The 23,560-nt window shown below is 68.9% G+C and carries 26 protein-coding genes and 1 tRNA gene; 24 read left to right on the top strand and 3 right to left on the bottom strand.

Annotated elements, in window-relative coordinates:
* The first annotated feature begins 161 nt into the window (after positions 1–161).
* Together RAB71_RS15680 and RAB71_RS15675 are read left to right on the top strand one after the other, a co-directional pair.
* Positions 162–1,445: a cation:proton antiporter gene (locus RAB71_RS15680; protein WP_010344328.1), complete on the top strand. Its 1,284-nt coding sequence runs from the start codon at positions 162–164 to the stop codon at positions 1,443–1,445.
* A gap of 71 nt (positions 1,446–1,516) precedes the next feature.
* A complete protein-coding gene (locus RAB71_RS15675) occupies positions 1,517–1,858 on the top strand; it encodes an FmdB family zinc ribbon protein (protein ID WP_010344327.1) in 342 nt (113 codons plus the stop codon).
* A 168-nt stretch (positions 1,859–2,026) separates the two neighbouring features.
* Here the strand turns inward: RAB71_RS15675 and RAB71_RS15670 are convergent, their stop codons facing one another.
* Positions 2,027–2,977: a DUF3011 domain-containing protein gene (locus RAB71_RS15670; RefSeq protein ID WP_010344326.1), complete on the bottom strand. Its 951-nt coding sequence runs from the start codon at positions 2,975–2,977 to the stop codon at positions 2,027–2,029.
* A gap of 157 nt (positions 2,978–3,134) precedes the next feature.
* Here RAB71_RS15670 and aspS point away from each other — a divergent pair, with 157 nt between their 5' ends.
* The 5 genes from aspS to RAB71_RS15645 all read left to right on the top strand — a co-directional run bounded on the left by aspS (position 3,135) and on the right by RAB71_RS15645 (position 6,806).
* On the top strand, positions 3,135–4,886 hold the full coding sequence (gene aspS, locus RAB71_RS15665) for an aspartate--tRNA ligase (protein WP_010344325.1): 1,752 nt from the start codon (positions 3,135–3,137) through the stop codon (positions 4,884–4,886).
* Positions 4,887–4,919: 33 nt separating this feature from the next.
* On the top strand, positions 4,920–5,240 hold the full coding sequence (locus RAB71_RS15660) for a hypothetical protein (protein WP_010344324.1): 321 nt from the start codon (positions 4,920–4,922) through the stop codon (positions 5,238–5,240).
* A 3-nt stretch (positions 5,241–5,243) separates the two neighbouring features.
* Positions 5,244–5,762, top strand: coding sequence for a GNAT family N-acetyltransferase (locus tag RAB71_RS15655; RefSeq protein WP_010344323.1), 519 nt, complete (start codon positions 5,244–5,246; stop codon positions 5,760–5,762).
* 98 nt (positions 5,763–5,860) lie between these two features.
* A complete protein-coding gene (locus RAB71_RS15650; RefSeq protein ID WP_010344322.1) occupies positions 5,861–6,172 on the top strand; it encodes an I78 family peptidase inhibitor in 312 nt (103 codons plus the stop codon).
* A gap of 7 nt (positions 6,173–6,179) precedes the next feature.
* The gene (locus tag RAB71_RS15645) at positions 6,180–6,806 is read left to right on the top strand and encodes a triacylglycerol lipase (protein ID WP_010344321.1); all 627 of its coding nucleotides are present in this window, start codon (positions 6,180–6,182) and stop codon (positions 6,804–6,806) included.
* Positions 6,807–6,904: 98 nt separating this feature from the next.
* On the opposite strand, the gene RAB71_RS15640 is transcribed toward RAB71_RS15645, so the two are convergent.
* Positions 6,905–7,807, bottom strand: coding sequence for a hypothetical protein (locus tag RAB71_RS15640; protein ID WP_010344320.1), 903 nt, complete (start codon positions 7,805–7,807; stop codon positions 6,905–6,907).
* A 282-nt stretch (positions 7,808–8,089) separates the two neighbouring features.
* Between RAB71_RS15640 and RAB71_RS15635 the strand changes: the two genes are divergently transcribed.
* The 16 genes from RAB71_RS15635 to RAB71_RS15560 all read left to right on the top strand — a co-directional run bounded on the left by RAB71_RS15635 (position 8,090) and on the right by RAB71_RS15560 (position 21,425).
* Positions 8,090–8,824, top strand: coding sequence for a YebC/PmpR family DNA-binding transcriptional regulator (locus RAB71_RS15635; RefSeq protein ID WP_010344319.1), 735 nt, complete (start codon positions 8,090–8,092; stop codon positions 8,822–8,824).
* Positions 8,825–8,906: 82 nt separating this feature from the next.
* Positions 8,907–9,503, top strand: coding sequence for a crossover junction endodeoxyribonuclease RuvC (gene ruvC / locus RAB71_RS15630; protein ID WP_010344318.1), 597 nt, complete (start codon positions 8,907–8,909; stop codon positions 9,501–9,503).
* A 124-nt stretch (positions 9,504–9,627) separates the two neighbouring features.
* Positions 9,628–10,212: a Holliday junction branch migration protein RuvA gene (gene ruvA, locus RAB71_RS15625; protein ID WP_010344317.1), complete on the top strand. Its 585-nt coding sequence runs from the start codon at positions 9,628–9,630 to the stop codon at positions 10,210–10,212.
* Between the two features lie 133 nt (positions 10,213–10,345).
* Positions 10,346–12,187, top strand: a complete 1,842-nt coding sequence (locus RAB71_RS15620; protein ID WP_234006659.1) for a potassium transporter Kup — start codon at positions 10,346–10,348, stop codon at positions 12,185–12,187.
* 131 nt (positions 12,188–12,318) lie between these two features.
* Positions 12,319–13,353: a Holliday junction branch migration DNA helicase RuvB gene (gene ruvB / locus RAB71_RS15615; protein ID WP_010344315.1), complete on the top strand. Its 1,035-nt coding sequence runs from the start codon at positions 12,319–12,321 to the stop codon at positions 13,351–13,353.
* A 5-nt stretch (positions 13,354–13,358) separates the two neighbouring features.
* Positions 13,359–13,853 carry a tol-pal system-associated acyl-CoA thioesterase gene (gene ybgC / locus RAB71_RS15610; protein ID WP_040902314.1) on the top strand — a complete coding sequence of 165 codons (495 nt, stop codon included), beginning with the start codon at positions 13,359–13,361 and terminating at the stop codon, positions 13,851–13,853.
* Positions 13,850–14,626: a protein TolQ gene (gene tolQ / locus RAB71_RS15605; protein ID WP_010344313.1), complete on the top strand. Its 777-nt coding sequence runs from the start codon at positions 13,850–13,852 to the stop codon at positions 14,624–14,626. The genes ybgC and tolQ overlap by 4 nt, the downstream gene beginning before the upstream one ends.
* A 37-nt stretch (positions 14,627–14,663) precedes the next feature.
* Positions 14,664–15,101, top strand: coding sequence for a protein TolR (gene tolR, locus RAB71_RS15600; protein WP_010344312.1), 438 nt, complete (start codon positions 14,664–14,666; stop codon positions 15,099–15,101).
* Positions 15,091–16,092: a cell envelope integrity protein TolA gene (tolA, locus tag RAB71_RS15595; RefSeq protein ID WP_010344311.1), complete on the top strand. Its 1,002-nt coding sequence runs from the start codon at positions 15,091–15,093 to the stop codon at positions 16,090–16,092. The genes tolR and tolA overlap by 11 nt, the downstream gene beginning before the upstream one ends.
* Positions 16,093–16,263: 171 nt before the next feature.
* Complete coding sequence (gene tolB, locus RAB71_RS15590; protein ID WP_010344310.1) at positions 16,264–17,583, top strand: Tol-Pal system beta propeller repeat protein TolB; 1,320 nt, start codon at positions 16,264–16,266, stop codon at positions 17,581–17,583.
* 68 nt (positions 17,584–17,651) lie between these two features.
* Positions 17,652–18,170: a peptidoglycan-associated lipoprotein Pal gene (gene pal, locus RAB71_RS15585; RefSeq protein WP_010344309.1), complete on the top strand. Its 519-nt coding sequence runs from the start codon at positions 17,652–17,654 to the stop codon at positions 18,168–18,170.
* Positions 18,171–18,176: 6 nt separating this feature from the next.
* A complete protein-coding gene (gene ybgF / locus RAB71_RS15580) occupies positions 18,177–19,004 on the top strand; it encodes a tol-pal system protein YbgF (RefSeq protein ID WP_029562293.1) in 828 nt (275 codons plus the stop codon).
* A 46-nt stretch (positions 19,005–19,050) separates the two neighbouring features.
* The gene (gene queE / locus RAB71_RS15575; RefSeq protein WP_010344307.1) at positions 19,051–19,728 is read left to right on the top strand and encodes a 7-carboxy-7-deazaguanine synthase QueE; all 678 of its coding nucleotides are present in this window, start codon (positions 19,051–19,053) and stop codon (positions 19,726–19,728) included.
* A 186-nt stretch (positions 19,729–19,914) separates the two neighbouring features.
* Positions 19,915–20,580: a 7-cyano-7-deazaguanine synthase QueC gene (gene queC, locus RAB71_RS15570; RefSeq protein ID WP_010344306.1), complete on the top strand. Its 666-nt coding sequence runs from the start codon at positions 19,915–19,917 to the stop codon at positions 20,578–20,580.
* A gap of 64 nt (positions 20,581–20,644) precedes the next feature.
* Positions 20,645–20,720: transfer RNA gene (locus RAB71_RS15565), tRNA-Lys, on the top strand.
* Positions 20,721–21,044: 324 nt separating this feature from the next.
* On the top strand, positions 21,045–21,425 hold the full coding sequence (locus RAB71_RS15560) for a hypothetical protein (protein ID WP_138985781.1): 381 nt from the start codon (positions 21,045–21,047) through the stop codon (positions 21,423–21,425).
* Positions 21,426–21,682: 257 nt separating this feature from the next.
* On the opposite strand, the gene RAB71_RS15555 is transcribed toward RAB71_RS15560, so the two are convergent.
* A complete protein-coding gene (locus RAB71_RS15555) occupies positions 21,683–22,300 on the bottom strand; it encodes a LysE/ArgO family amino acid transporter (protein WP_010344304.1) in 618 nt (205 codons plus the stop codon).
* 104 nt (positions 22,301–22,404) lie between these two features.
* On the opposite strand from RAB71_RS15555, the gene RAB71_RS15550 reads away from it, so the two are divergent.
* Complete coding sequence (locus tag RAB71_RS15550; RefSeq protein WP_010344303.1) at positions 22,405–23,301, top strand: LysR family transcriptional regulator ArgP; 897 nt, start codon at positions 22,405–22,407, stop codon at positions 23,299–23,301.
* The last annotated feature ends 259 nt before the right edge of the window (positions 23,302–23,560 follow it).

Below are 23,560 nucleotides of genomic sequence, written 5' to 3'. Positions count from 1 at the left end.
GAATCCGCCACAGCGAGGACGTGTCCTTCGCGGGGCGCATGCAGGCGCCGCGCGGTGGCGCGACCGCAGCCGGCGCTCCGCCGTGATGGCGCAGCACACGGCCGACCCGGCATCATCGCCGCTGCCGCCGCTGGCGGGTCCCCACCGGAATCTCCTGCCCGATGAGCCACGAACTGATCTACCTGCTGCTGATCTTCGCCCTGCTGGTGATCCCGCGCGCGCTGCAACGCTTCAAGATGCCGGCGCCGCTGACCTGCCTGCTGTTCGGCATCATCGCGATGCTGGCGATGGGGCCGCGCGCGCACGATCCGGTGGTGACCTTGCTGGCGACGCTCGGCATCTCCTCGCTGTTCCTGTTCGCCGGCCTGGAGGTGGACCCGAAGGCGTTGCGCCGTGGGTTGTGGCCGCTGCTGCTGCACCTGGTGGTGCGCGGTGCCACCCTGTTCGGCGTCGGCTGGCTGGCCTGGCGCTACGCCGCGCTGCCGTGGCAGGCGGCCGGGTTGCTGGCGCTGGCCCTGCTGACCCCGTCCACCGGTTTCATCATCGAGTCGCTGGGGCGGCTGGGGCTGGACGAGGAAGAACGCTTCTGGGTCACCAGCAAGGCCATCGCCGGCGAGCTGCTGGCGCTGGCGGCGCTGTTCGTGATCCTGCAGGCCGGCGATCCCTGGCAGATGGGCCTGTCCAGCCTGGCGCTGGTGGCGATGCTGGTCGGCCTGCCGCTGCTGTTCGTGGCCCTGGGGCGCTGGGTGGCGCCGCAGGCGCCGGGGTCGGAGTTCTCGCTGCTGGTGATGGTCGGGCTGATCGCCGCCTACATCACCTATTCGCTGGGCGTGTACTACCTGGTCGGTGCGTTCATCGCCGGCCTGGTGGCGCGGCTGCTGCGCCAGCGCATGCCGCTGCTGGCCTCCGACGAGAACCTGCAGGCGGTGCGCCTGTTCGCCTCGTTCTTCGTGCCGTTCTATTTCTTCAATGCCGGCACCAAGGTGCCGAGCGGGGCGCTGAGCCTGCAGGCACTGGGCCTCGGCCTGGCCATGACCGCCTGCGTGCTGCCGCTGCGCATCGGCATCCTGTGGCTGCAGCGGCGGGTGCTGTTCGGCGAAGGCGCGCGCAGCAGCCTGCGGGTGTCGCTGGCGCTGTCGCCGACGCTGATCTTCACCCTGGTGCTGGCCGGGATCCTGCGCGACCGCTTCGCCATCGCCGACGCGCTGTTCGGCGCGCTGCTGCTGTACGCGGCCCTGACCACGCTGCTGCCAGCGCTGCTGCTGCGCATGCCGTTCGATGTCAGCCCGTTGGAGACGGCGCCGGCCACGCCGGCAGATCCCGCATCGGCGCAGGCACCGACGGCACCGGATGAGCCGGTCGCCGAGGCGCCGCTGGTGGACGCACCGACGCCGTCGGCGGGCGCACCGGAGACCGCGCCGCGGCCCCAGCCCGGGCCGGCGTGAGCCGGGACGCTTGAAAGCCGGCGTGCGGCCCCCATACTGGCCGCCTCCGTTGCTCTCGCGTTTTTGCCGCCATGCCGATCTACGCTTTCCAATGTGCCGCATGCGGTCACAGCTTCGACCGCCTGCAGAAACTGTCCGATCCCGATCCGGAGACCTGTCCGGCCTGTTCCGCCCCGGCGGTCAAGCGCCAACTCACCGCGCCGGCGTTCCGCCTGTCCGGCAGCGGCTGGTACGAGACCGACTTCAAGAAGGACGGCGACAAGAAGCGCAACCTTGCCGAGTCGGGCAGCCCCGGCAGCAGCGGGGACAGCAAGCCCGCGCCCGCCGCTGCGACGTCCGACGCGCCGGCCAAGCCTGCTGCGGCGGCCACGCCTGCCGCGGCGCCCGCCGCAGCCAAGCCTGCGGCCACCTGAGCCTCGCCAGGTCGCGCAAGCGCGCGGCCTGTCGTAGGAGCCGCTTCAGCGGCGACCGTGGATTACCGGGTCGCGGCTAATCCAAAAGAACGGCAAGCGCCGCCCTAAAAATCGGCCTGTAGCCATGCATCGGGCCGCGCAGCCGCCACGCGGCCCGTGTGTCTTCGCTCAGCGCGCGCCGAAGCGCGCCCGGCATCCGCCGTTGACCCACACCGTATTGCCTTCGTAGCCCCAGCTGCGGCCTTCCGCGCAGGTGGTGCCGGACAGTTGTTCGATCAGCACCGGGCGGCCCTGGCGGCGGTCCCAGGCGCAGGTGCGCAGGCGCTTGTCGTCGCTGCTGCAGGTCACCGTGTAGCCGTTGTCCAGCGGCGGCCGGCCCGGTCCCCAGCCGCCACCGCCGCGGCCCTCGGCGAACTCGCCGCGGCAGCCGTCGTCGACCCACACCGCGCCATCGCGCGAGCCCCAGGTGCGGCCTTCGATGCAGCGGGTGTCAGATAGCTGTCGCACCAGCATGGCATTGCGCCAGCCGGTCGGGCAGATGCGCTGGCGCTGGTCCTGGCTTTCGCAGCGCACGGTGCCGGCCACGCCGCCACCGCCACCACCGCCCCAGTTGCCGCCCGGAGCGCCGCGGCCTTCGACGAAACGGCCGCGGCAGCCCTGGTCCACCCACACCACGCCGGGCGCCGAGCCCCAGGTGCGGCCTTCGATACAGGGCGAGTCGGAGAGGGTGCCGACCAAGCGGGCGGGCCCGCGGAACGGGGTCGCGCACTGTTGGCGGCGGCGGTCGTTGCTGGAACAGGCGACGGTGCGGCCGTCGAAGCCCGGTTCCTGCCGCCAGCCGCCGCCGCTGCCGCGCAGCGAGGTGGCGATGTCCTGCTGGATGTTGCCGAAACTCCAGCCGCGGTCGATCTGGTCCAGATAGAACTCGAGCTGGTCGTCGGGGATCTGCCGGCCGCGCGACTGGTCGGCGTACTCGCGTTCGATCACCCGGACCCGGCCGGGGACCGACAGTTGCCGCAGGTCCTGCGGGGCATAGGCGCGGGCGCTCTGGGCCGCGGCCGGGGCGCTGGCCAGGGCCAGCGCGGCGATCACCAGCCAGGTGCCAAGGGGCTTCAACATGGGTTCTCTCCTCCCCGTGAATGGTGCGCGGACTATAGCCGCAGGCCAACTTAAGCCAGGATGAGTCATGCGCGATTTGCCCGGGCCGACGCGCCGCCGCAGAATACCGGGCTTGCCGGCGCCTTCTGCGCCGGCCGCCCCCTGTTTGGAGCTAGCGATGCGTACCCACTTCTGCGGCCTGGTCGACGAGACCCTGATCGGCCAAACCGTCACCCTGGCCGGCTGGACCGACGTGGCCCGCAACCTCGGCGGCGTGTGCTTCATCGACCTGCGCGACCACGAAGGCATCGTGCAGGTGATGGTGGAGCCGGAGAACGCCGAGGTGTTCAAGGTCGCCGCCAGCCTCGGCTACGAGGACGTGCTGCAGGTCGAGGGCGAGGTGCGCGCGCGGCATGCGGTCAACGACAAGCTGCGCAGCGGCAAGGTCGAGGTGATCGCCACGGCCATCACCGTGCTCAACAAGGCCGCGCCGCTGCCGTTCCACGCGCACGAGAACCCGGGCGAGGAAACCCGCCTGAAGTACCGGTATCTGGATCTGCGCCGCCCGGAGATGCAGCGCATGCAGCGCACCCGCATCAAGCTGGTGCAGGCGCTGCGCCGCTACCTGGACGAACGCGGCTTCCAGGACATCGAGACCCCGATCCTGACCAAGGCCACCCCGGAAGGCGCGCGCGACTTCCTGGTGCCGGCGCGCATGCACCCGGGCGAGTTCTACGCGCTGCCGCAGTCGCCGCAGCTGTTCAAGCAGATCCTGATGGTGGCCGGCTTCGACCGCTACTACCAGATCGCGCGCTGCTTCCGCGACGAGGCGTTGCGCGCCGACCGCCAGCTCGAGTTCACCCAGCTCGACATGGAGTTCGCCTTCGTGCGCGAGCGCGACGTGCAGGACTTCGTCGAGGCGATGGTCCGCGCCATCTTCAAGGAAGTGGTCGATGTCGAACTGGCCGCCGAATTCCCGCGCATGACCTGGGCCGAGGCCATGCGCCGCTACGGCTCGGACAAGCCGGACCTGCGCATCGCGCTGGAACTGACCGACGTCGCCGAACTGGTCAAGGACAGCGACTTCGCGGTGTTCAGCAACGCCGCGGGCGACCCGGACGGCCGCGTCGCCGCGCTGCGCATCCCCGGCGGCGCCAGCCTCTCGCGCAAGCAGATCGACGAATACGCCGCGCACGCCGCCAAGTACGGCGCCAAGGGCCTGGCCTACGTCAAGATCGCCGACAGCGGCGAGATCAGCTCGCCGATCCAGAAGTTCTTCGGCGAGGCCGCGTTCGCCGCGCTGCTCGCCCACGTCGGCGCCGGCAACGGCGACATCGTGTTCTTCGGCGCCGGCGCCTACGGCAAGGTCTCCGACTTCATGGGCGCGCTGCGCCTGAAGGCCGGCAAGGACTTCAATCTGGTCGCCGACGGCTGGCGTCCGCTGTGGGTCACCGATTTCCCGATGTTCGAGTGGGACGAGGAGGCGCAGCGCTACGTCGCCCTGCATCATCCGTTCACTGCGCCGGCCGTGGACGACATCGCCGAGCTGCGCACCCACGCCAAGACCGCGGTGTCGCGCGGCTACGACATGGTGCTCAACGGCAACGAGATCGGCGGCGGTTCGATCCGTATCCACCGCCCGGACATGCAGAGCGCAGTGTTCGAGCTGCTCGGCATCGGTGCCGAGGAAGCGCGCGCCAAGTTCGGCTTCCTGCTGGACGCGCTGAACTACGGCGCGCCGCCGCACGGCGGCATCGCCTTCGGCATCGACCGCATCGCCGCGCTGATGGCCGGCACCGAATCGATCCGCGACGTGATCCCGTTCCCCAAGACCACCGGCGCGCAGGATCTGATGACCGACGCACCGTCGCCGATCGCCGACGCGCAGCTGGCCGAAGTGCACGTGCAGGTGCGCCCGCAGGCGCAGTGATCCCTTTCTTCCAACCGTAGCGCAGGCCGACACATGAGCGAGACCGCATTCAATCTGGAGTGGGAAACCCTCGGCAACGAGGGCGCAGTGGAGGCCATCGTCACCCAGCGCGCGCGCGTGTTCGGCGGCTGGCTGGTGCGCGCCGGCAGCGGCGCCAACGCGCCGCTGGCGTTCGTGCCGGATCCGGAAGGCCGTTGGGACGGCGAAGACTTCGGCGAGGACGACTACGAGTACGAGGAAGACGACGAGGAAGAAGAGGGCGAGGACGAGGAAGAAGGCGACGACGAGGACGAGGACGAGGACGAGGACGACGGCGAAGAGGCCGATGCCGACGCCGCGCACCCGGCGCGCTGAGCCGTGCTGATTCGTCGCGCCACGCCGGACGATGCCGCGGCGGTGACCCGCATCGCCACGGCCACGTTCTGCGAAACCTTCGGCCATCTTTACCCTGCGCAGGATCTGCAGGCCTTCCTCGACGAAGCCTATTCGATCGAGCGCGCGCAGGTGGTGCTGGCGCATCCGGACTACGCGATCTGGCTGGTCGAGCATGACGGCGAGGTGGTGGGACACGCCGCCGCCGGCCCCTGCGGTCTGCCGCATGCCGAGGTGACGCCTGGCGATGGCGAACTGAAACGGCTGTACCTGCTGCGCGCGCACCAGAACGGCGGCTGGGGCGGTCGCTTGTTCGACACCGCCCTGGCCTGGCTGGAGCGCAACGGCCCGCGCACGCTGTGGGTCGGCGTGTGGTCGGAAAACTTGGGCGCGCAGCGCTTCTACGCGCGCTACGGCTTCGAGAAGGTCGGCACCTACGAGTTCCCGGTGGGGCAGGTGCGCGATCTCGAATTCATCCTGCGCCGGCCGTCACGCGCGGCCTGACGCCTGCAACCGGACGTCGTCCGGGCATGCCGCGTCGACACAGCGGCAACGAGCGCGCGCTACAGTGCTGGCCTGTCCAGCCTGAAGGAGAGCGCGCCATGTTCCGACCGTGGATGGGAATCGCCGCCGTGTTGCCGCTGCTGGCCGCGTGCGCGCCACCGGCCAAGTTGCAGCCGGCCAGTGGCGGGCCGAGCGTGCAAGGCGATGGCCGCTGCAACGTCGAGGCCGTGGCCTGGGCGGTGGGCCAGGAGGCCACCCAGGCAACCATGAGCCGGGTCTGGAAGGAGAGCGGGGCCGGCGTGGTGCGGCCGATCGCGCCGGGCCAGGCGGTGACCCGCGACCTGCGCCTGGACCGGCTCAACGTGTTCCTGGATGGCAGCAATCACATCGTCCGCACCACCTGCGGCTGAGCCGCGCATGGCCGCCGCGCCGCAGGTGCTGTTGCTGCATGGCATCTGGAACGCGCGGCCGTGGCTGCTGCCGCTGGCGCTGCGCCTGCGCCACGAGGGCTGGCGCGTCGCCAGCTTCGGCTATTCGACCGCCTTCGGCGGTGCCGAAGCCGCGCTTCCACGGCTGCACGTCCGCATCGAACGTATGGCCGACGCCGGTCCGGTGGCGTTGGTTGGGCATAGTCTCGGCGGCCTGATTGCGTTGCAGGCCTTGCAGCAGGCGCCGGCGCTGCCGGTGACCCGGGTGGTGTGCCTGGGCAGCCCCTTGGCCGGCAGTGCCGCTGCGCGCGCCCTGGCGCAACGGCGGCTCGGGCGGGCGCTGGGCCGCAGTGCGGCGCTGTTGCAGCGGGGCGTGGCGCGTTGGGACGGGGCGGCCGAGGTCGGCATGATCGCCGGCACGGTGGCCCGCGGCCTCGGCGCGCGCTTTGCCGCGCTCGGGCCGGCGTCCGACGGCAGCGTGGCGCTGGCCGAGACCCGCGTGCCTGGCCTGGGCGATCACTGCCAGGTCCGCGCCAGCCACAGCGGCCTGCTGTTCTCGGTGGAGGCCGCGCGGCAGACCGCGGCGTTCCTGCGCGACGGCCGCTTCGCCGCCTGAGCCGGCGCCTGGCAGAACCCAATGCGCCGCGGCGCCGGTCGCGCCGCATTGCGATCCACCGCGACCGCCTGGCGCCGGCGTAGTGGCAATGACGCCCCTTACGGCGTCACGAAGGTCTTCAACCAGTCCAGCGTGGGGTTGAGCGCCCAGGCGGCGGTGCCGCTGCGGTAGTTGCCGTCGACCAGCACGCCCGCGCACTGGGTGCCCGGATAGCCGCCGAAGCCCATGAAGCAGTGGTCGGCGTAGAGGTCCTGCACCTCGCGATCCTTGACGACGTACCAGCCGCTGCCGTTGCTGCGGAAGCACGACTGCTGCCCGTCGCAGCGCAGGCCGGTGACCAGTTGCGCCTGCGTGCGGGCGATGTTCTCGGTGCCGCCGACGAACATGTCGCGCTCGCCGTTGATGATGCGCAGGCGATCGGACGGCAGCGAGTGGTTGCCGTCGGCGATGCACGACGCCAGGTTGTAGTAGGCGGTGTAGGTCGCACCGGTGCCCTGGCCGAACGAGGCGGCGACCCGGGGATCGTAGTCGTGCGCCAGCACCGAGATGATCGAGCCCTGGCTGAGCCCGCCGGTCACCACGCCCTTGGAGCAGTCGGCCTTGTCGCGGGCGCAGAGCTGGGCGATGGCGCTGTTGAGATTCTGCGCATCGAAGATGGCCTTGGCGCGGTTGCCGATGACGCCGCAGCTGCCGAAGCTGGCGTTGTCGTACTCCACCGAGGCGGCCACGAAGCCCTTGGCCGCGGCGGCGTTCACCGCGGCCATCGCCCAATTGCTCTGGTAGTTCTCGCCGGTGCCGCCGATATGCACGTACACCGGGTACTTGCCGGCCGCGCGGGGCTCCTGGCCGCTGATCGCATAGGTGGTGACGCCGGCGCTGTAGCGCCCCCGGAAGGCATCGGTCTGGGCGCTGGCAAGGCCCGGGGCGGCGAGGGCGGCCAGGCCCAGGCAGCGCAGGGCCAGCGACAGGAACGGGTGGGCGAGGGACGTGCTGCAGGACATGGGGGATCTCCTTCGATGCGATGGAACGCTGGCGCGACCGGCGCGTTCAGCCTCCCAGTGGGGCGCTACAGTCTTGGCGGCAGTCCGCGCGCCGGGGTAGACAGCCCGCCAAGACTTGACGGCCACCACGGGCCGGCGCGCACCCGAGCGGTAGGCGCCAGCGGAACGCGGGACGCATGCGCGCCACGTGCCCCGGTCCGTCGTCGGCCCGCCTGGGCCGCGGGATGTGCGCTGCATCAGGTAAAATCCGCGCCTTGTCCTTACAACCGTCCGGAACGCCCCATGGGTAGAGGCCCCTCGATCGAAGCCCGCAAGAACGCATCCGATGCGAAGCGCGGCAAGATTTTCACCAAGATCATCCGCGAGATCGGCGTCGCCGCGCGCGCCGGCGGCGGCGATCCGTCCAACAACCCGCGGCTGCGCGTGGCGATGGACAAGGGGCTGGCCTCCAACATGTCCAAGGACGTGATCGAGCGCGCGATCAAGAAGGCCACCGGCGAACTGGAAGGCGTGGAGTACGAGGAAGTGCGCTACGAGGGCTATGCCCCGGGCGGCGTCGCAGTGATCGTCGACTGCCTGACCGACAATCGCGTGCGCACCGTGGCCGACGTGCGTCACGCCTTCAGCAAGTGCGGCGGCAACATGGGCACCGACGGCTCGGTGGCCTTCATGTTCAAGCGCCTGGGCGTGCTCAGCTTCGCCGCCGGCGCCGATGAGGAGAAGATCACCGAGGCGGCGATCGAGGCCGGTGCCGACGACATCGTGGTCTACCCCGAGGACGGCGCGATCGACGTGCTGACCGCACCGGAGGCGTTCCAGGCGGTCAAGGACGCCATGGACGCGGCCGGCCTGGCTGCCGACCACGCCGAAATCACCTTCCGCGCCGACAACGACATCGCCGTGGACGGCGACACCGCAGTGCAGGTGCGCAAGCTGCTGGACATGCTGGAAGACCTGGACGACGTGCAGAACGTCTATTCCAACGTGGACCAGGCCGCGCTGAGTGACGGGGGCTGAGACCATGACCGCCGGGGCCCGGGGCCCAACACCCGGAACCCGGAAGAACGCCGTGCCGGCACCGGAGGCATCGCAGACGTCGATGGCTGCCACGGGCATCTCTGCCCGCACGGGCGCTGCTTTCCCGATTCCCGATTCCCGAATCCCCAATCCCGGCTCCACCCGCATCCTCGGCATCGACCCCGGCTCGCAGCGCACCGGCGTGGGCATCATCGACGTGGATGCGGCCGGCCGTACCCGGCACGTGCACCATGCGCCGCTGGTGTTGCTGGGTGAGGGCGATTTCGCCCTGCGGCTCAAGCGCCTGCTGCACGGGCTGGACGCGCTGATCGAGGAATACCGGCCGCATGAAGTGGCGATCGAGCGGGTGTTCATGGGCAAGAGCGCCGACGCGGCGCTGAAGCTCGGCCATGCCCGCGGCGCGGCGATCTGCGCGGCGGTGCTGCGCGAACTGCCGGTGCACGAGTACGCCGCCAAGGAGATCAAGCTCGCCGTGGTCGGCAAGGGCGCGGCGGAGAAGCAACAAGTGCAACACATGGTCGGTCTCATGCTGAGCCTGACCGGCAAACTTCAGGCCGACGCCGCCGACGCACTGGCCGTCGCCATCACCCATGCCCACGTGCGCGCCACCGCGCAGCGCCTGGGCGTCAGCACGCAGCAGGCGTGGAGTAGAAAATGAGTGGAGCTGGGATTCGGGATTCGGGATTGGGGATTGGCAACAGCCGCGCGCGTGCGCGCCGGCCCCGCTTTGGCGAATCCCCAATCCCCAATCCCCAATCCCGGCTCCTCGCACGAGGCGCCCAATGATCGGCCGTCTGCGCGGGATCCTGGCCTACAAGCAGCCGCCGTGGCTGGTGATCGACGTGGGTGGGGTGGGGTATGAGCTGGAGGCGCCGATGAGCACCTTCTACGACCTGCCCGACGTCGGCCGCGACGTCATCCTGTTCACCCACTATGCGCAGAAGGAGGACAGCGTGTCGCTGTACGGCTTCCTGCGCGAGGGCGAGCGGCGCCTGTTCCGCGACGTGCAGCGGGTCAGCGGCATCGGCGCGAAGATCGCGCTGGCGGTGCTGTCCGGGGTCAGCGTGGATGAATTCGCGCGGCTGATCACCGCCGCCGACGTCACCGCGCTGACCCGCATCCCCGGCATCGGCAAGAAGACCGCCGAGCGCATGGTGGTGGAGCTGCGCGACCGCGCGGCCGACTTCAGCGGCGGCGCGCCGGTCACCGGGCAACTGGGCACCGACGCGGTGTCCGAGGCCACGGTGGCGCTGCAGCAGCTCGGCTACAAGCCGGCCGAGGCGGCGAAGATGGCGCGCGACGCCGCCGCCGACGGCGACGAGGTCGCCACGGTGATCCGCAAGGCCCTGCAGGCGGCGCTGCGCTGACCGCCCGGTCGGCCCGGCTTCCCCCGCTCTTTCTTCACGTTCTGGCGCTACTCTTCCCACCATGTCCAGCTCCTCCAGTTCCGCCGCCCGCCCGGGCAGCCACGATCCGCATGCCAAAACGGGCCTGGGGGTGATGCTGACCGCCATCGGCGTGGTCTTCGGCGACATCGGCACCAGTCCGCTGTACACGCTCAAGGAGGCGTTCTCGCCGCACTACGGGCTGACCCCGGACCACGACACCGTGCTGGGCATCCTGTCGCTGGTGTTCTGGGCGCTGATGCTGGTGGTCACGGTCAAGTACGTCACCGTGATCATGCGCGCCGACAACGACGGCGAGGGCGGCATCATGGCGCTGACCGCGCTGGCGCAGCGGACCCTGCCGGGTGGCTCGCGCTCGATGTACGTGGTCGGCATCCTCGGCATCTTCGGCGCCTCGCTGTTCTTCGGCGACGGCGTCATCACCCCGGCCATCTCGGTGCTGTCGGCGGTGGAAGGCCTGGAGGTGGCCGCGCCCAAGCTGGAGCCGTTCGTGGTGCCGATCACCCTGGTGGTGCTGGGGATGCTGTTCATGGCCCAGCGCTACGGCACCGAGCGGGTCGGCAAGGCGTTCGGGCCGATCACCCTGGTCTGGTTCGTGGCGCTGGGCGCGATCGGCGTCTACAACATGGCGCGCGCGCCGGAAGTGCTGCATGCGTTGAACCCCTGGTGGGGCGTGCGCTTCTTCGCCGAACACAACTGGCACGCGGTGTTCGTGCTCGGCGCGGTGGTGCTGGCGGTGACCGGTGGCGAGGCACTGTACGCGGACATGGGCCATTTCGGCGCCAAGGCGATCCGCCGCTCCTGGCAGTGCGTGGTGCTGCCGATGCTGACCCTGACCTACCTGGGGCAGGGCGCGCTGGTGCTGCGCGACCCGGCCGCGGTCAGCAACCCGTTCTACGAGGCGGTGCCGGAGTGGGCGCTGTACCCGATGATCGTGCTGGCCACCGCGGCCACGGTGATCGCCTCGCAGGCGCTGATCACCGGCGCCTACTCGGTGGCCAGCCAGGCCATGCAATTGGGCTACATCCCGCGCATGCACATCCGCCACACCTCGCACTCCACCATCGGCCAGATCTACGTGCCGGCGGTGAACTGGTGCCTGCTGGCGCTGGTGGTGGTGGCGGTGATCGGCTTCGGCGACTCCACCTCGCTGGCCACTGCCTACGGCGTCTCCGTGACCGGCACCATGCTGATCACCACCGTGCTGATGGTGATCTACGCGCGCGCCAACCCGCGCGTGCCGGCACCGCTGCTGTGGCTGTTCGCGCTGGTGTTCCTGGCGGTGGACTGCGCGTTCTTCTACGCCAACATCATCAAGTTCCTGGACGGCGCCTGGTTCCCGCTGCTGCTGGGCCTGATCCTGTTCACCCTGATGCGCACCTGGCGCCGCGGCCGCAAGCTGCTGCACGACGAGATCCGCAAGGACGGCATCAAGCTCGACACCTTCCTGCCCGGGCTGATGCTGGCGCCGCCGGTGCGCGTGCCCGGCACCGCGGTGTTCCTGACCGCCGACCCGATGGTCGTGCCGCACGCGCTGATGCACAACCTCAAGCACAACAAGGTGCTGCACGAGCGCAACGTGTTCCTGACCGTGGAGACCCTGCAGGTGCCGTATGCGGCGGCCGGGCAGCGGTTGAAGATCGACGCGATCGGCGACGAGTTCTACCGCGTCTACGTGCGCTTCGGCTTCATGGAGACCCCGGACGTGCCGCTGGCGCTGATGCGCTCCTGCGACCAGGGCGGGATCTACTTCGACCCCATGGACACCACCTATTTCGCCAGCCGCGAGACCATCGTGGCCAGCGCCAACCGCGGCATGCCGATCTGGCGCGACAAGCTGTTCGCGGTCATGCACCGCAACGCCGCCCCCGCCACCGGCTTCTTCCGCATCCCCGGCAACCGCCTGGTGGAACTGGGCGCGCAGGTGGAGATCTGAGGCCGCCTGCGGCGGCCGGGATTGGGGAGTCGGGATTCGGGATTGGTCAAGGCCATGGCGCCGAGACCGTCTCGCAGCCGATACTATTGCGCTACCAATCCCGAATCCCCACTCCCCAATCCCGGCTCTAAATGGACCGCATCATCGCCAGCAGCGCCACCCGCGAGGATGAGGCGGCCGAGGCCAGCATCCGCCCCAAGCGGCTGGACGACTACCTCGGCCAGCAGCCGGTGCGCGAGCAGCTGTCGATCTACATCGAGGCGGCCAAGGCGCGCGGGGAGGCGATGGACCATGTGCTGATCTTCGGGCCGCCGGGCCTGGGCAAGACCACGCTCAGCCACGTCATCGCCAACGAGTTGGGGGTCAACCTGCGGGTCACCTCCGGCCCGGTGATCGAGAAGGCCGGCGACCTGGCCGCGCTGCTGACCAACCTGCAGCCGCACGACGTGCTGTTCATCGACGAGATCCACCGCCTGTCGCCGGTGGTCGAGGAAGTGCTGTATCCGGCGATGGAAGACTTCCAGATCGACATCATGATCGGCGAGGGCCCGGCCGCGCGCTCGATCAAGATCGACCTGCCGCCGTTCACCCTGATCGGCGCCACCACCCGCGCCGGCCTGCTGACCGCGCCCTTGCGCGACCGCTTCGGCATCGTCCAGCGCCTGGCCTTCTACACCCCGGACGAGCTGGCGCAGATCGTGCGCCGCTCCGCCAGCATCCTCGGCATCGCCTGCAACGCCGACGGCTGCGCCGAGATCGCGCGCCGCGCGCGCGGCACCCCGCGCATCGCCAATCGCCTGCTGCGGCGGGTCCGTGACTTCGCCCAGGTCCGCGCCGGCGGGCAGATCGACCTGGCGGTGGCCCAGGCCGCCACGCAGATGCTCAAGGTCGACGCCGAGGGCTTCGACGAACTGGACCGGCGCATGCTGCGCACCATCATCGAGTACTTCGACGGCGGCCCGGTCGGCGTCGAGTCGCTGGCCGCCTCGCTGTCGGAGGAGCGCGGCACCCTGGAGGACGTGATCGAGCCCTACCTGATCCAGCAGGGCTACCTGATCCGCACCGCCCGCGGCCGCATGGCGACCAACAAGGCCTATCTGCACCTGGGCTTGCAGCCCAAGCGGGATTCGGGATTGGGGATTGGGGATACAGGAGCGCTGTTTTGACCGCGATCGACCCGAATACGCCGCCGTCCGGCGAATCCCCATTCCCGAATCCCCAATCCCCGCGTCTATTCAGTTGGCCGACACGCGTCTACTGGGAAGATACCGACGCCGGTGGCGTGGTCTACCACGCGCGCTACGTGGCCTTCCTGGAGCGGGCGCGCACGGAGTGGTTGCGGGCACTGGGGTATGGTCAGGAGCGTCTGCGCCTGCAACACGATCTGGTGTTCGCGGTGCGCGCGATGCAGCTCGACTTCCTGCGCCCGGCACGCCTGGACGATTCCCTGCAGGTCGGCGTCGCGCTGTCGCACTGCAAGCGCGCCAGCCTGGTGTTCGCGCAGTCGATCCGCCGCGACGACGGGGAGCTGCTGTTGCGCGCGCAGGTGCGGGTGGCGGCGCTCAGCGCCGGCAGCTTCCGCCCGCGCGGCATGGACGACGCGCTGCACGATGCATTGAAAGTTCTTGAAATCACTGAAGCCGAATTACTGAGGAACGACGGATGATCGCATTGCTCCTGGCCCTGCAGGACACGGTGGTGGAGGCGCTGCCGCAGGACGTGACCCAGACCGCCACCCAGGCCGTCGCCAGCACCGCCGCCCACGGCGGCATCAACTACCTGGACCTGATGGTCAAGGCCAGCCTGCCGGTCAAGGTGATCGTGCTGCTGCTGCTGCTCGGCTCGCTGATCAGTTGGGTCATCATCTTCCGCAAGGGCAAGGTGTTCAAGAACGCCAACCGCGAGGCCGACGACTTCGAAAACCGCTTCTGGTCCGGCACCGACCTGAGCAAGCTCTACGCCGGCGCCACCGACCGCAATCGCGTGGTCGGCGGGCTGGAGGCGATCTTCGAGGCCGGGTTCCGCGAATTCACCCGCCTGCGCGACAAGCGCCGGCTCGATGCGCGCATCCAGCTGGAAGGCGCGCAGCGGGCGATGCGCGCCACCTATGCGCGCGAAGTGGACCGCCTGGAGCGCAACCTGGAACTGCTCGCCAACATCGGCTCCACCGCGCCCTACGTGGGCCTGGTCGGCACCGTGTTCGGCATCATGGTGACCATGCACGACATGATCAATAGCGGCCAGCAGGCGGGCATCGCCGCGGTCGCGCCGGGCATCTCCGAGGCGCTGTTCGCCACCGCCATCGGCCTGTTCGTGGCGATCCCGGCGGTGTGGGCCTACAACCGCTTCACCACCCGGGTCGAGCGCCTGGCCGTGCGCTTCGAGACCTTCTCCGAAGAGTTCAGCTCCATCCTGCAGCGCCAGGCCAGCGGCGACTGAGCGTCGCCCGCCTGCCCACGACTCCCAGGATTCCCGCATGACTGCCGCCATTTCCCGCCGCAAGCGCCGCAAGCTCAAGTCCGAGATCAACGTCGTGCCGTACATCGACGTGATGCTGGTGCTGCTGATCATCTTCATGGTCACCGCGCCCTTGCTCAGCCTGAGCGTGGACGTGGACCTGCCCGATTCCACTGCGCGCTCGGTGGAGAGCAAGAAGGACCCGGTGATCGTCACCGTCGATGCCGAAGGCCGCTACACCCTGACCCTGCAGGACGGCAAGCCGGAGAAGATCGCCGCGCCGGAACTGAAGGCGAAGATCCAGGCCTTCGTCGGCCAGAACAAGGACGTGCCGGTGTTCGTCGCCGCGCCCGGCAGCTCCAACTACCAACTGGTCATGGACACCATGGTCATGCTGCAGCAGGCCGGCGTGCCCAAGGTCGGCCTGATGAGTCAGCCCGGAAACAATGCACGCTGAAGCCGATTTCCGCCCGCCGCAGCAGCGCGGCGACGACAAGGGCCTGATCCTCGGGGTCACCCTGGCGTTGCTGGTGCATGTGCTGATCGCGCTGCTGTTCTTCCTGGCCTGGTGGTGGTCGCCGGTGCGCCAGGTCGAACCCGCCGCCGGTTCGCCGATGGTCGAGGCCTCGCTGGTGGTCTCGGCCGCCGACGTGCGCTCGGCGCAGAAGGCGGTGAAGGACGCGCCCAAGCCCTTGCCCGAGCCGCTGCCCGAACCGGTCAAGGATGTCGCCGAGGAAGACACGGTGCCGCCGCCGCAGCCGCTGCCCACGCCCAAGCCGCAGCAGGCGCCGACCCCGCAGCAGCAGAAGGCGCAGGACTTCGTCCCGGTGCCCGACAAGGTCGACCAGGACCGCGCCACCCGCACCGCGATCTCCCAGGAAAAGGAGAAGCAGGAGCAGGAGGCCAAGCGCCGCCAGGAACAGATCGACCTGACCGAGCAGAAGCGTCAGCAGGAGGCCGAGCAGAAGCAGCGCCTGGCCGCGCAGCAGGAAGAAGAGCGGCAGAAGAAGATCGCCGACATCCGCAAGCAGCGCGAGAAGCTGGAGCGGGAGGCGCAACTGGCCCAGCAGAAGCTGCAGCAGATCGCCGACTTGAACGCGAAGAAGGCATCCGCGGCCGCGGCCACCACGCCGCAGCAGGCGCCGGGCCAGAACGGCACCAATACCGATTTGCAGGCCAAGTACGCCGCGGCGATCCAGCAGGCCGTGCTGAGCCAGTGGGTGCGCCCGGACTCGGTGCCGCTGGGGCAGAAGTGCAAGATCTCGATCACGCAGATTCCCGGTGGCCAGGTCATGCAGGCCAAGGTCAGCCCCGACTGCCCCTACGACGAGGCCGGGCGCCGCTCGATCGAGGCCGCGGTGCTGCGTGCGCAGCCGTTGCCCTACCGCGGCTTCGAGACCGTGTTCGCGCGCAATCTGACCTTCAACTTCACTGCCCAGGACCAATGAGCTCGGCGGTCACCGCCGCGTTTGCGCGCCGTCGGCCATCCATCGGACAGGCGATGGGCGATAATGGAGAGCGTCCTGCCATCGGCTTCACATGGCGATGGTTCATGATTGCGAATACGTTCACCCGCGCATTGCTATCTCTTGCGCCTTTCCGATCCTGCTGAGCGACCCATGAAGAAACTGCCGCGCTGGCTTGCCGTTCTCACCGCCCTGTTGCTGCCTCTCGCCGCGTCCGCGCAGGACAAGGGCCTGGAAATCGACATCGTCGGCGGCAATGCCTCGGCGACCCCGATCACCGTGGTGCCGATGCCGTACCAGGGCTCGGCGACCCCGCCGAGCACCGACGTCGCCGCCGTGGTGCGCGCCGACCTGGATCGCTCCGGCCAGTTCCGCAACCTGCCCGAGTCGCAGATCGTCGAGCGGCCGACCCGCGGCAGCGAGGTGCAGTTCGCCACCTGGCGCGCGCTAAAGCAGAGCTACTTGGTCGTCGGCCGGGTGATGGATGCGGGCGAAGGCGCCTACCGCGTCGAGTACGAACTGTTCGACGTGGGCAAGGGCGAGCGCATGCTCGGTCTGGCCATGACCGCCCGCGCCAACGCCATGCGCGACGTCGCCCACCAGATGGCCGATGCCATCTACGAGAAGATCACCGGCGTGCGCGGCGCGTTCTGGACCCGCATCGCCTACGTCACCGCCAGCGGCAAGGGCGGGGCGATGCGCTATGCGCTGATGGTGGCCGACTCCGACGGCTACAACCCGCAGACCATCGTCCGCTCGGCCGAGCCGCTGCTGTCGCCGAACTGGAGCCCGGACGGCAAGAAGCTGGCCTACGTGAGCTTCGAGCGCGGCAACTCGTCGATCTACATCCAGGACATCGCCACCGGTGCGCGCCAGTTGGTCTCCAGCTTCCGCGGCATCAACGGCGCCCCGTCGTTCTCGCCGGACGGCAAGAAGCTGGCGCTGGCGCTGTCGCGCAGCGGCAACCCGGAGATCTACGTGATGGATCTGGGCAGCAAGCAGCTGACCCAGCTGACCAACCACTTCGGCATCGACACCGAGCCGACCTGGGCGCCGGACGGCAACAGCATCTACTTCACCTCCGACCGCAGCGGCCGCCCGCAGATCTACCAGGTGCCGGCCACCGGCGGCAGCGCCACCCGCATCACCTTCCAGGGCAACTACAACGCGACCCCGAGCGTGTCCTTCGACGGCAACAAGCTGGTCGTGGCGCAGGGCAGCGGCAACACCTACAAGATCGCGATGATGGACCGCAGCCTGGGTTCGCCGCGCTGGAGCACGCTGTCGACCGGCTCGCTGGACGAGTCGCCGAGCTTCGCCCCCAACGCCAGCATGGTGCTGTATGCGGCGCGTGAAGGCGGCCGTGGTGTGCTGTACGCGGTCTCGGCCGATGCCCGCGTGCGGCAGCGCCTGGTGCTCGCCGATGGCGACGTGCGCGAGCCGTCCTGGTCGCCGTATCGCACCGCACGTTGACATGTAAGTTTGGTGTTAATATTTCGCTGTTGAACCCCTCATCGGCCCAGGAGCCACAAGGTATCCCCATGAACAAGACCACCCGCGTTCTGCTTGTTTCGCTGTTGTCCGTTGCAGCTCTGGCCGGCTGCGCCAAGAAGGTCAAGGAACAGCCCCAGACCGACACCACCGGCACCACCGGTACCACCGCCCCGACCGGCCCGTCGACCTCCGGTCTGTATGGCCCGGGCGACCTGGACACCGATTCCTGCCTGCGTCAGCGCGTGGTCTACTTCGACCTGGACAAGGACACCGTGAAGCCGGAGTTCCAGGCGATCATGGCCTGCCACGCCAAGTACCTGCGTGACCGTCCGTCCTCGCGCATCACCCTGCAGGGCAACACCGACGAGCGCGGTTCGCGCGAGTACAACATGGGCCTGGGCGAGCGTCGTGCCAACGCCGTGTCCTCGGCGCTGCAGGCCAACGGTGGCTCGGCTGCGCAGCTGACCGTGGTCAGCTACGGCGAAGAGCGTCCGGTCTGCACCGAGTCGAACGAGTCCTGCTGGTCGCAGAACCGTCGCGTCGAGATCGTCTACACGGCGCAGTAAGAAAAGATGCGTATCGGTGTCCTTACATCGATGATCGTCGCGGCGGCCCTCGTGGCCGCCGCGCCGGCTCATGCGCAGCGCGCAAGCCTGGCCGACCGCGTTTCCGCGCTTGAGCAGCAGGCCATGAATACCCAGGCCAACACCGACATGCTGAACCAGCTCAACCAGCTGCGGACGCAGATGCAGTCGATGGAGGCCACGATCGAACAACTGCAGCACAGCAACGACCAGCTCAAGCAGCAGATCAAGGACCAGTACCTGGACCTGGATGGCCGCGTGGGCCGGCTCGAGAATGGTGCAGGGGCAGGGGCGACGCCGCCGTTGCCGCCGGCCAATGGCGTCGCACCGGCTGCTGCGCCGGCCGCGCCCGCAGGCAAGCCGTCCGCCGTCGCCGAGCCGCCGCCGTCGGTGCACGGCGACGCCGGCACCCTGGCTGCCGCCGGCGACGAGCGTGCCGCCTACAACGTCGCCTTCGACGCCCTCAAGGCGGGCAAGTACGCCGACTCGGCGAACCTGTTCCAGAACTTCCTGCAGGCCTACCCGAACGGCGTGTATGCGCCGAACGCGCTGTACTGGCTCGGCGAAAGCTACTACGCCACCAAGAACTTCCAGCTGGCCGAGGCCCAGTTCCAGGACCTGATCGGCCGCTACCCGACCCATGACAAGGCGCCCGGTGCGCTGCTCAAGCTCGGCCTGTCCCAGTACGGCGAAGGCCGCGTCCAGGACGCCGAGCAGACCCTGCAACAGGTCGGCGCGAAGTATCCTGGATCCGATGCCGCGCGGACCGCGCAGGACCGCCTGCAGTCGATCCGTCTCGGCCAGCAGCTGCGCTGAGCCCCTAACGCTGCCGCCGCCGTCGCGGGAGCACTCTTCTCCCGCCATGGCCGCCGTTCCCAGCGATATCGTCCAAAGCCCGCTGCCCCGCCTGAAGCTGACGGAGATCTTCCTGTCGCTGCAGGGCGAGGCCGAGAGCGCCGGCTGGCCGACCGTGTTCGTACGTCTCACCGGCTGCCCGCTGCGCTGTAGCTACTGCGACACCGCCTACGCCTTCCATGGCGGGCAATGGTGGTACATCGACGCGATCCTCGACGAGGTGGCGCGCCACGGCGTGCGCCATGTCTGCGTCACCGGCGGCGAGCCGCTGGCGCAGAAACGCTGCCTGCAGCTGTTGCAGCGCCTGTGCGACGCCGGCTACGACGTGTCGCTGGAGACCTCCGGCGCGCTGGACATCGCCGAAGTCGACCCCCGGGTGTCGCGGGTGCTCGACATCAAGACCCCGGCGTCGCAGGAAGCGCATCGCAACCGCTGGGAGAACCTGCCGTTGCTGACCGCGCGCGACCAGATCAAGTTCGTCCTGTGCGGCCGCGCCGACTACGAGTGGGCGCGCAGCGTGGTCGCCGAACATCGGCTGGAGACCCGCTGCACGGTCTGGTTCTCGCCGAGCAAGAGCGAACTGACCGCGCGCGACCTGGCCGACTGGATCGTCGCCGACCGCCTGCCGGTACGGTTCCAGATGCAGTTGCACAAGCTACTGTGGAACGACGAGCCTGGCCGCTGAGCGGCCGGGATTAGGAATTCGGGATTAGGGATTCGTAGGAGCGGCTTCAGCCGCGACTGATCTTGTCCGAACTTTCATTGCGGCTGAAGCCGCTCCTCCATGGTCAAATGGACCATGTGGATCCCATTCGCCCACGTGCGCCCGCTTTTGCGAATCCCCAATCCCCACTCCCGAATCCCCGCCCTCATGAAAAACGCCGTCGTCCTTCTCTCCGGTGGCATGGACTCCGCCGTCGTCGTCGCGATCGCCCGTGCGCAGGGCTTCGCCGTGCATGCCTTGAGCGTGCGCTACGGTCAGCGCCACACCTCCGAACTGGACGCCGCCGCGCGTGTTGCTGCGGCGCTCGGCGCGGTGGCGCACAAGACCGTCAACGTCGACCTGCGCAGCATCGGCGGCTCCGCGCTGACCGACGACATCGAGGTGCCGGATGCCGGTGGCGACGGCATCCCGGTCACCTACGTGCCGGCGCGCAACACCATCATGCTGTCGGTGGCGTTGGGCTGGGCCGAGGTGCTGGGCGCGGCCGACATCTTCTGCGGGGTCAACGCGGTGGACTATTCCGGCTATCCCGATTGCCGCCCCGAGTTCATCGACGCGTTCCAGACCCTGGCCAACCTGGCGACCAAGGCCGGAGTGGAGGGCGCCGGGCTGCGCGTGCACGCGCCGCTGCAGCGCATGAGCAAGGCCGACATCGTGCGCGAAGGCGTGCGCCTGGGCGTGGACTTCGGCCTGACCGTGTCCTGCTACCGCGCCGACGACGCCGGCCGCGCCTGCGGCCACTGCGACGCCTGCCGCCTGCGCGCTGCCGGCTTCGCCGACGCGGGCGTCGCCGACCCGACCCGCTACGCCTGATTTCGCGAAACGCCCCGTGCTGGGGTAGACTACGCGCCCCGGTGCAACGCCGGGGTCTTGTTTTGGGCCGTTAGCTCAGTCGGTAGAGCAGAAGACTTTTAATCTTTTGGTCGATGGTTCGAATCCATCACGGCCCACCACGAGTCTCAAAGAGTTAGGCGTCGCCTTTGCTGGTTTTTTCGCCGGCTCCTGAAAGCTCTCCTGAAAACGACGGTAGTTGCTGCATCCCCATGCTCGGCAGTGCGTGTTCGCAGCATTGCCGCATTGACTTCGTTTTGCGGCCGCCTGTGCCCTCGTCATCCGAACCCACGGTGGCCTCGATGCGTCGTGGCCGTGCGACGCAACGCGATGACCTGCGGCGATGACGCCTTTCTTGGCCGCGCATGGCGAAGCGCTCTCAGAGGCTGCCGAAGCGGCACGCATGTCCCTTCCCTGCATCTGAACACTCAGTTCAAGCTGCTATCATGAATTTTGTCTACAGGGGACTCGCTATGCGCTCGAAGGCTTTTATTTTCACCGCCGTCCTGGCGCTTTTTTCCGTGTCCGTACACGCCGCCCAATCTGGCCGCTATATGGTCTCGCGCAAACCACTCACGATTGCCAGCATGCCGGACGACGACATGCGCCCAGAGATCGTCGGGACCGTCGTCGACGTCAGCGCCGGAAGCACCACCCTGAAAGGTGGCGCTCATGTCCCAGCGACCGGTGCCAAGGTCGGCGACCTGGCGCGCTTCGTCTGTGCGTCGATCGACTCGGGCAACCCGCCGGTCTCCACCGACTGCGAACTGGTCAGCTCCCAGGCACCAGACAAGAAGGCGCGCGACTACAACAACTTCTGGGACTGATCCGACGCCGCGGCGCGCGCCAACATCAGCACCTTCCGAGCCCCGGCCACGCGCCGGGGTTTTTGTTGCTCGCTTCATCCGCGTCGCGGGGGACAGCTAAAGCGCGCACACCCGCGCCATCTCTGCCGTGTTGAAAGTCTGCGATCGCTGAGGGGTGATCCGGAGTGGACGGTGCTGGCACGTGCTCGGCGTCTCGGATGTCGGCGTCGCTGCATCGGCGCAGTCGTACTGTGTCGGTGTTCAACGCTTCCGAGCGTTCATCCAAGGGGCTGCAGGAGCAACGCGAGGCACAAGCCCAGCATGAACAGTGCGATTGCCGCATCCAGCAGCCGCCACGCGGCGGGCTTGCGGAACACCGGCTGCAGCAACCGCGCGCCGTAGCCCAGGCTGCTGAACCAGGTCGCGCTGGCCACGCAGGCGCCGAGTGCGAACGCCCAGCGCAGCTGTCCCGGGTAGCGCGTGGAGAGGCTGCCCAGCAGCACCATGGTGTCCAGGTAGACATGCGGATTGAGGAAGGTGAAGGCCAGGCAGGTCAGCAGGACGCGCTGCCAGCGTTGCGAATCGCTGCCCTGCGCCTGCAGGCCGCCAGTGCCGCGCCAGGCGCGTCGTGCCGCCAGCAGCGCGTAGGCGCCGAGGAAGGCCGCGCCGCCGAAACGCAATGCCTGCAGCACGCCGGGCCATGCATCCACGACGGCACCGATGCCGGAGACGCCGAGGACGATCAGCGCGATATCGCTGGCGGCGCACACGGCCACAACCAGGCCGACATGCCGACGCTGCAGTCCCTGGCGCAGTACGAAGGCGTTCTGTGCGCCGATGGCGACGATCAGGCTGGCGCCGGCGGCGAGGCCGGCCAACAGTGCGTGCAGCAACATGGGGAGTGCCCGGTGGCGTGGGCAAGCATGCTGCATGTGCCAGTAGGATTAGCCAAACTCATTTTTCTGTAGGCTGTGAAGCGTTCCTAATCTGCCTTGCTGCCATGGATCTGCTTCATCCCCAACTGTCCGCCTTCGCCGCCGTGCTGGAAGAAGGCAGCTTCGAGGCCGCTGCGCGCCGCCTGGCGCTGACGCCGTCGGCGGTCTCGCAGCGGATCAAGGCGCTGGAAGACCGGCTCGGCCAGGTGCTGATCGTGCGCCAGGCTCCCTGCCGGCCGACGCCTGCCGGCGAGCGCCTGCTGCGCAGTGTGCGGCCGATGCAGGTGCTGGAGGCCGAGGCGGTGGCCGATCTGCTGCCGGCGCCTTCCAGCAGCTCAGCGGCCCGCAGCATCGCCATCGCCGTCAACGACGATTCGCTGCAGACTTGGTTCCTGGATGCCCTGGCGGCCCTGCACGATGCACACGGGTTTCTGTTCGACATCCACGTGGACGACCAGGACCACACGCTGGAGCTGCTGCGCAGTGGCGCGGTGCTCGGTGCCGTCACCTCCGTCGGCAAGGCCTTGCAGGGCTGCAATGTGCTGGCGCTGGGGGCGATGCGCTACCGCGCGATCGCCTCGCCGGTCTTTTTCGACCGCTACTTCGCCGATGGCCTGGATGCGGCAGCGCTGGCCCGCGCCCCGATGATCGTCTACAACCGCAAGGACGCGCTGCAGGCGCGCTTCGTGCGTCGCATCACCCGTGCGCGGTTGCACCCGCCGATCCACTACCTGCCGACCTCCATCGGCTTCGTCGAGGCAGCCGCGCGCGGCCTGGGCTGGTGTCTGGCGCCGGAGCAGATGCTGGTGGCCGCGCTGCGGCAGCGGCAGATCGTCGTCGTCGACCCGCAGCGCTGGCTCGACGTGCCGCTGTACTGGCAGCACGTCGCAGTCCGTTCCAGGACCCTGCAGCAGATCGGCCAGGCCATGCGCAGCGCGGCGCAGCGCATGCGGCCGGTCTGATCGATTCTGTGCAATGCCGGCGGTAAAGGCGCGGAGCCGAGCGCGTGCGTGGTTTCCGGGCGCCGCGTAGCGGGAATCAGGTACTGCATGGAGCCAGAGGGCGTGCTTCGCCAACGGACCGCGGCCCGGTGGCCATCCACCCGCCGGCACGCGCGCACAGGCGGCGGTCGACCAGGGGCGGTGTCATCAAGCAAGCCGACGTCGCATCTTCCTGCTGATCGCCCTTGGCGTTCCTCAGCATCGGTGACTCGGCGCATGC

The organism is Xanthomonas sacchari, assembly GCF_040529065.1.
GTDB classification, from domain to species: Bacteria; Pseudomonadota; Gammaproteobacteria; order Xanthomonadales; family Xanthomonadaceae; genus Xanthomonas_A; species Xanthomonas_A sacchari.
Note: the sequence above shows the minus strand (reverse complement) of the source record. Positions and strands in the feature narration are given on the sequence as shown.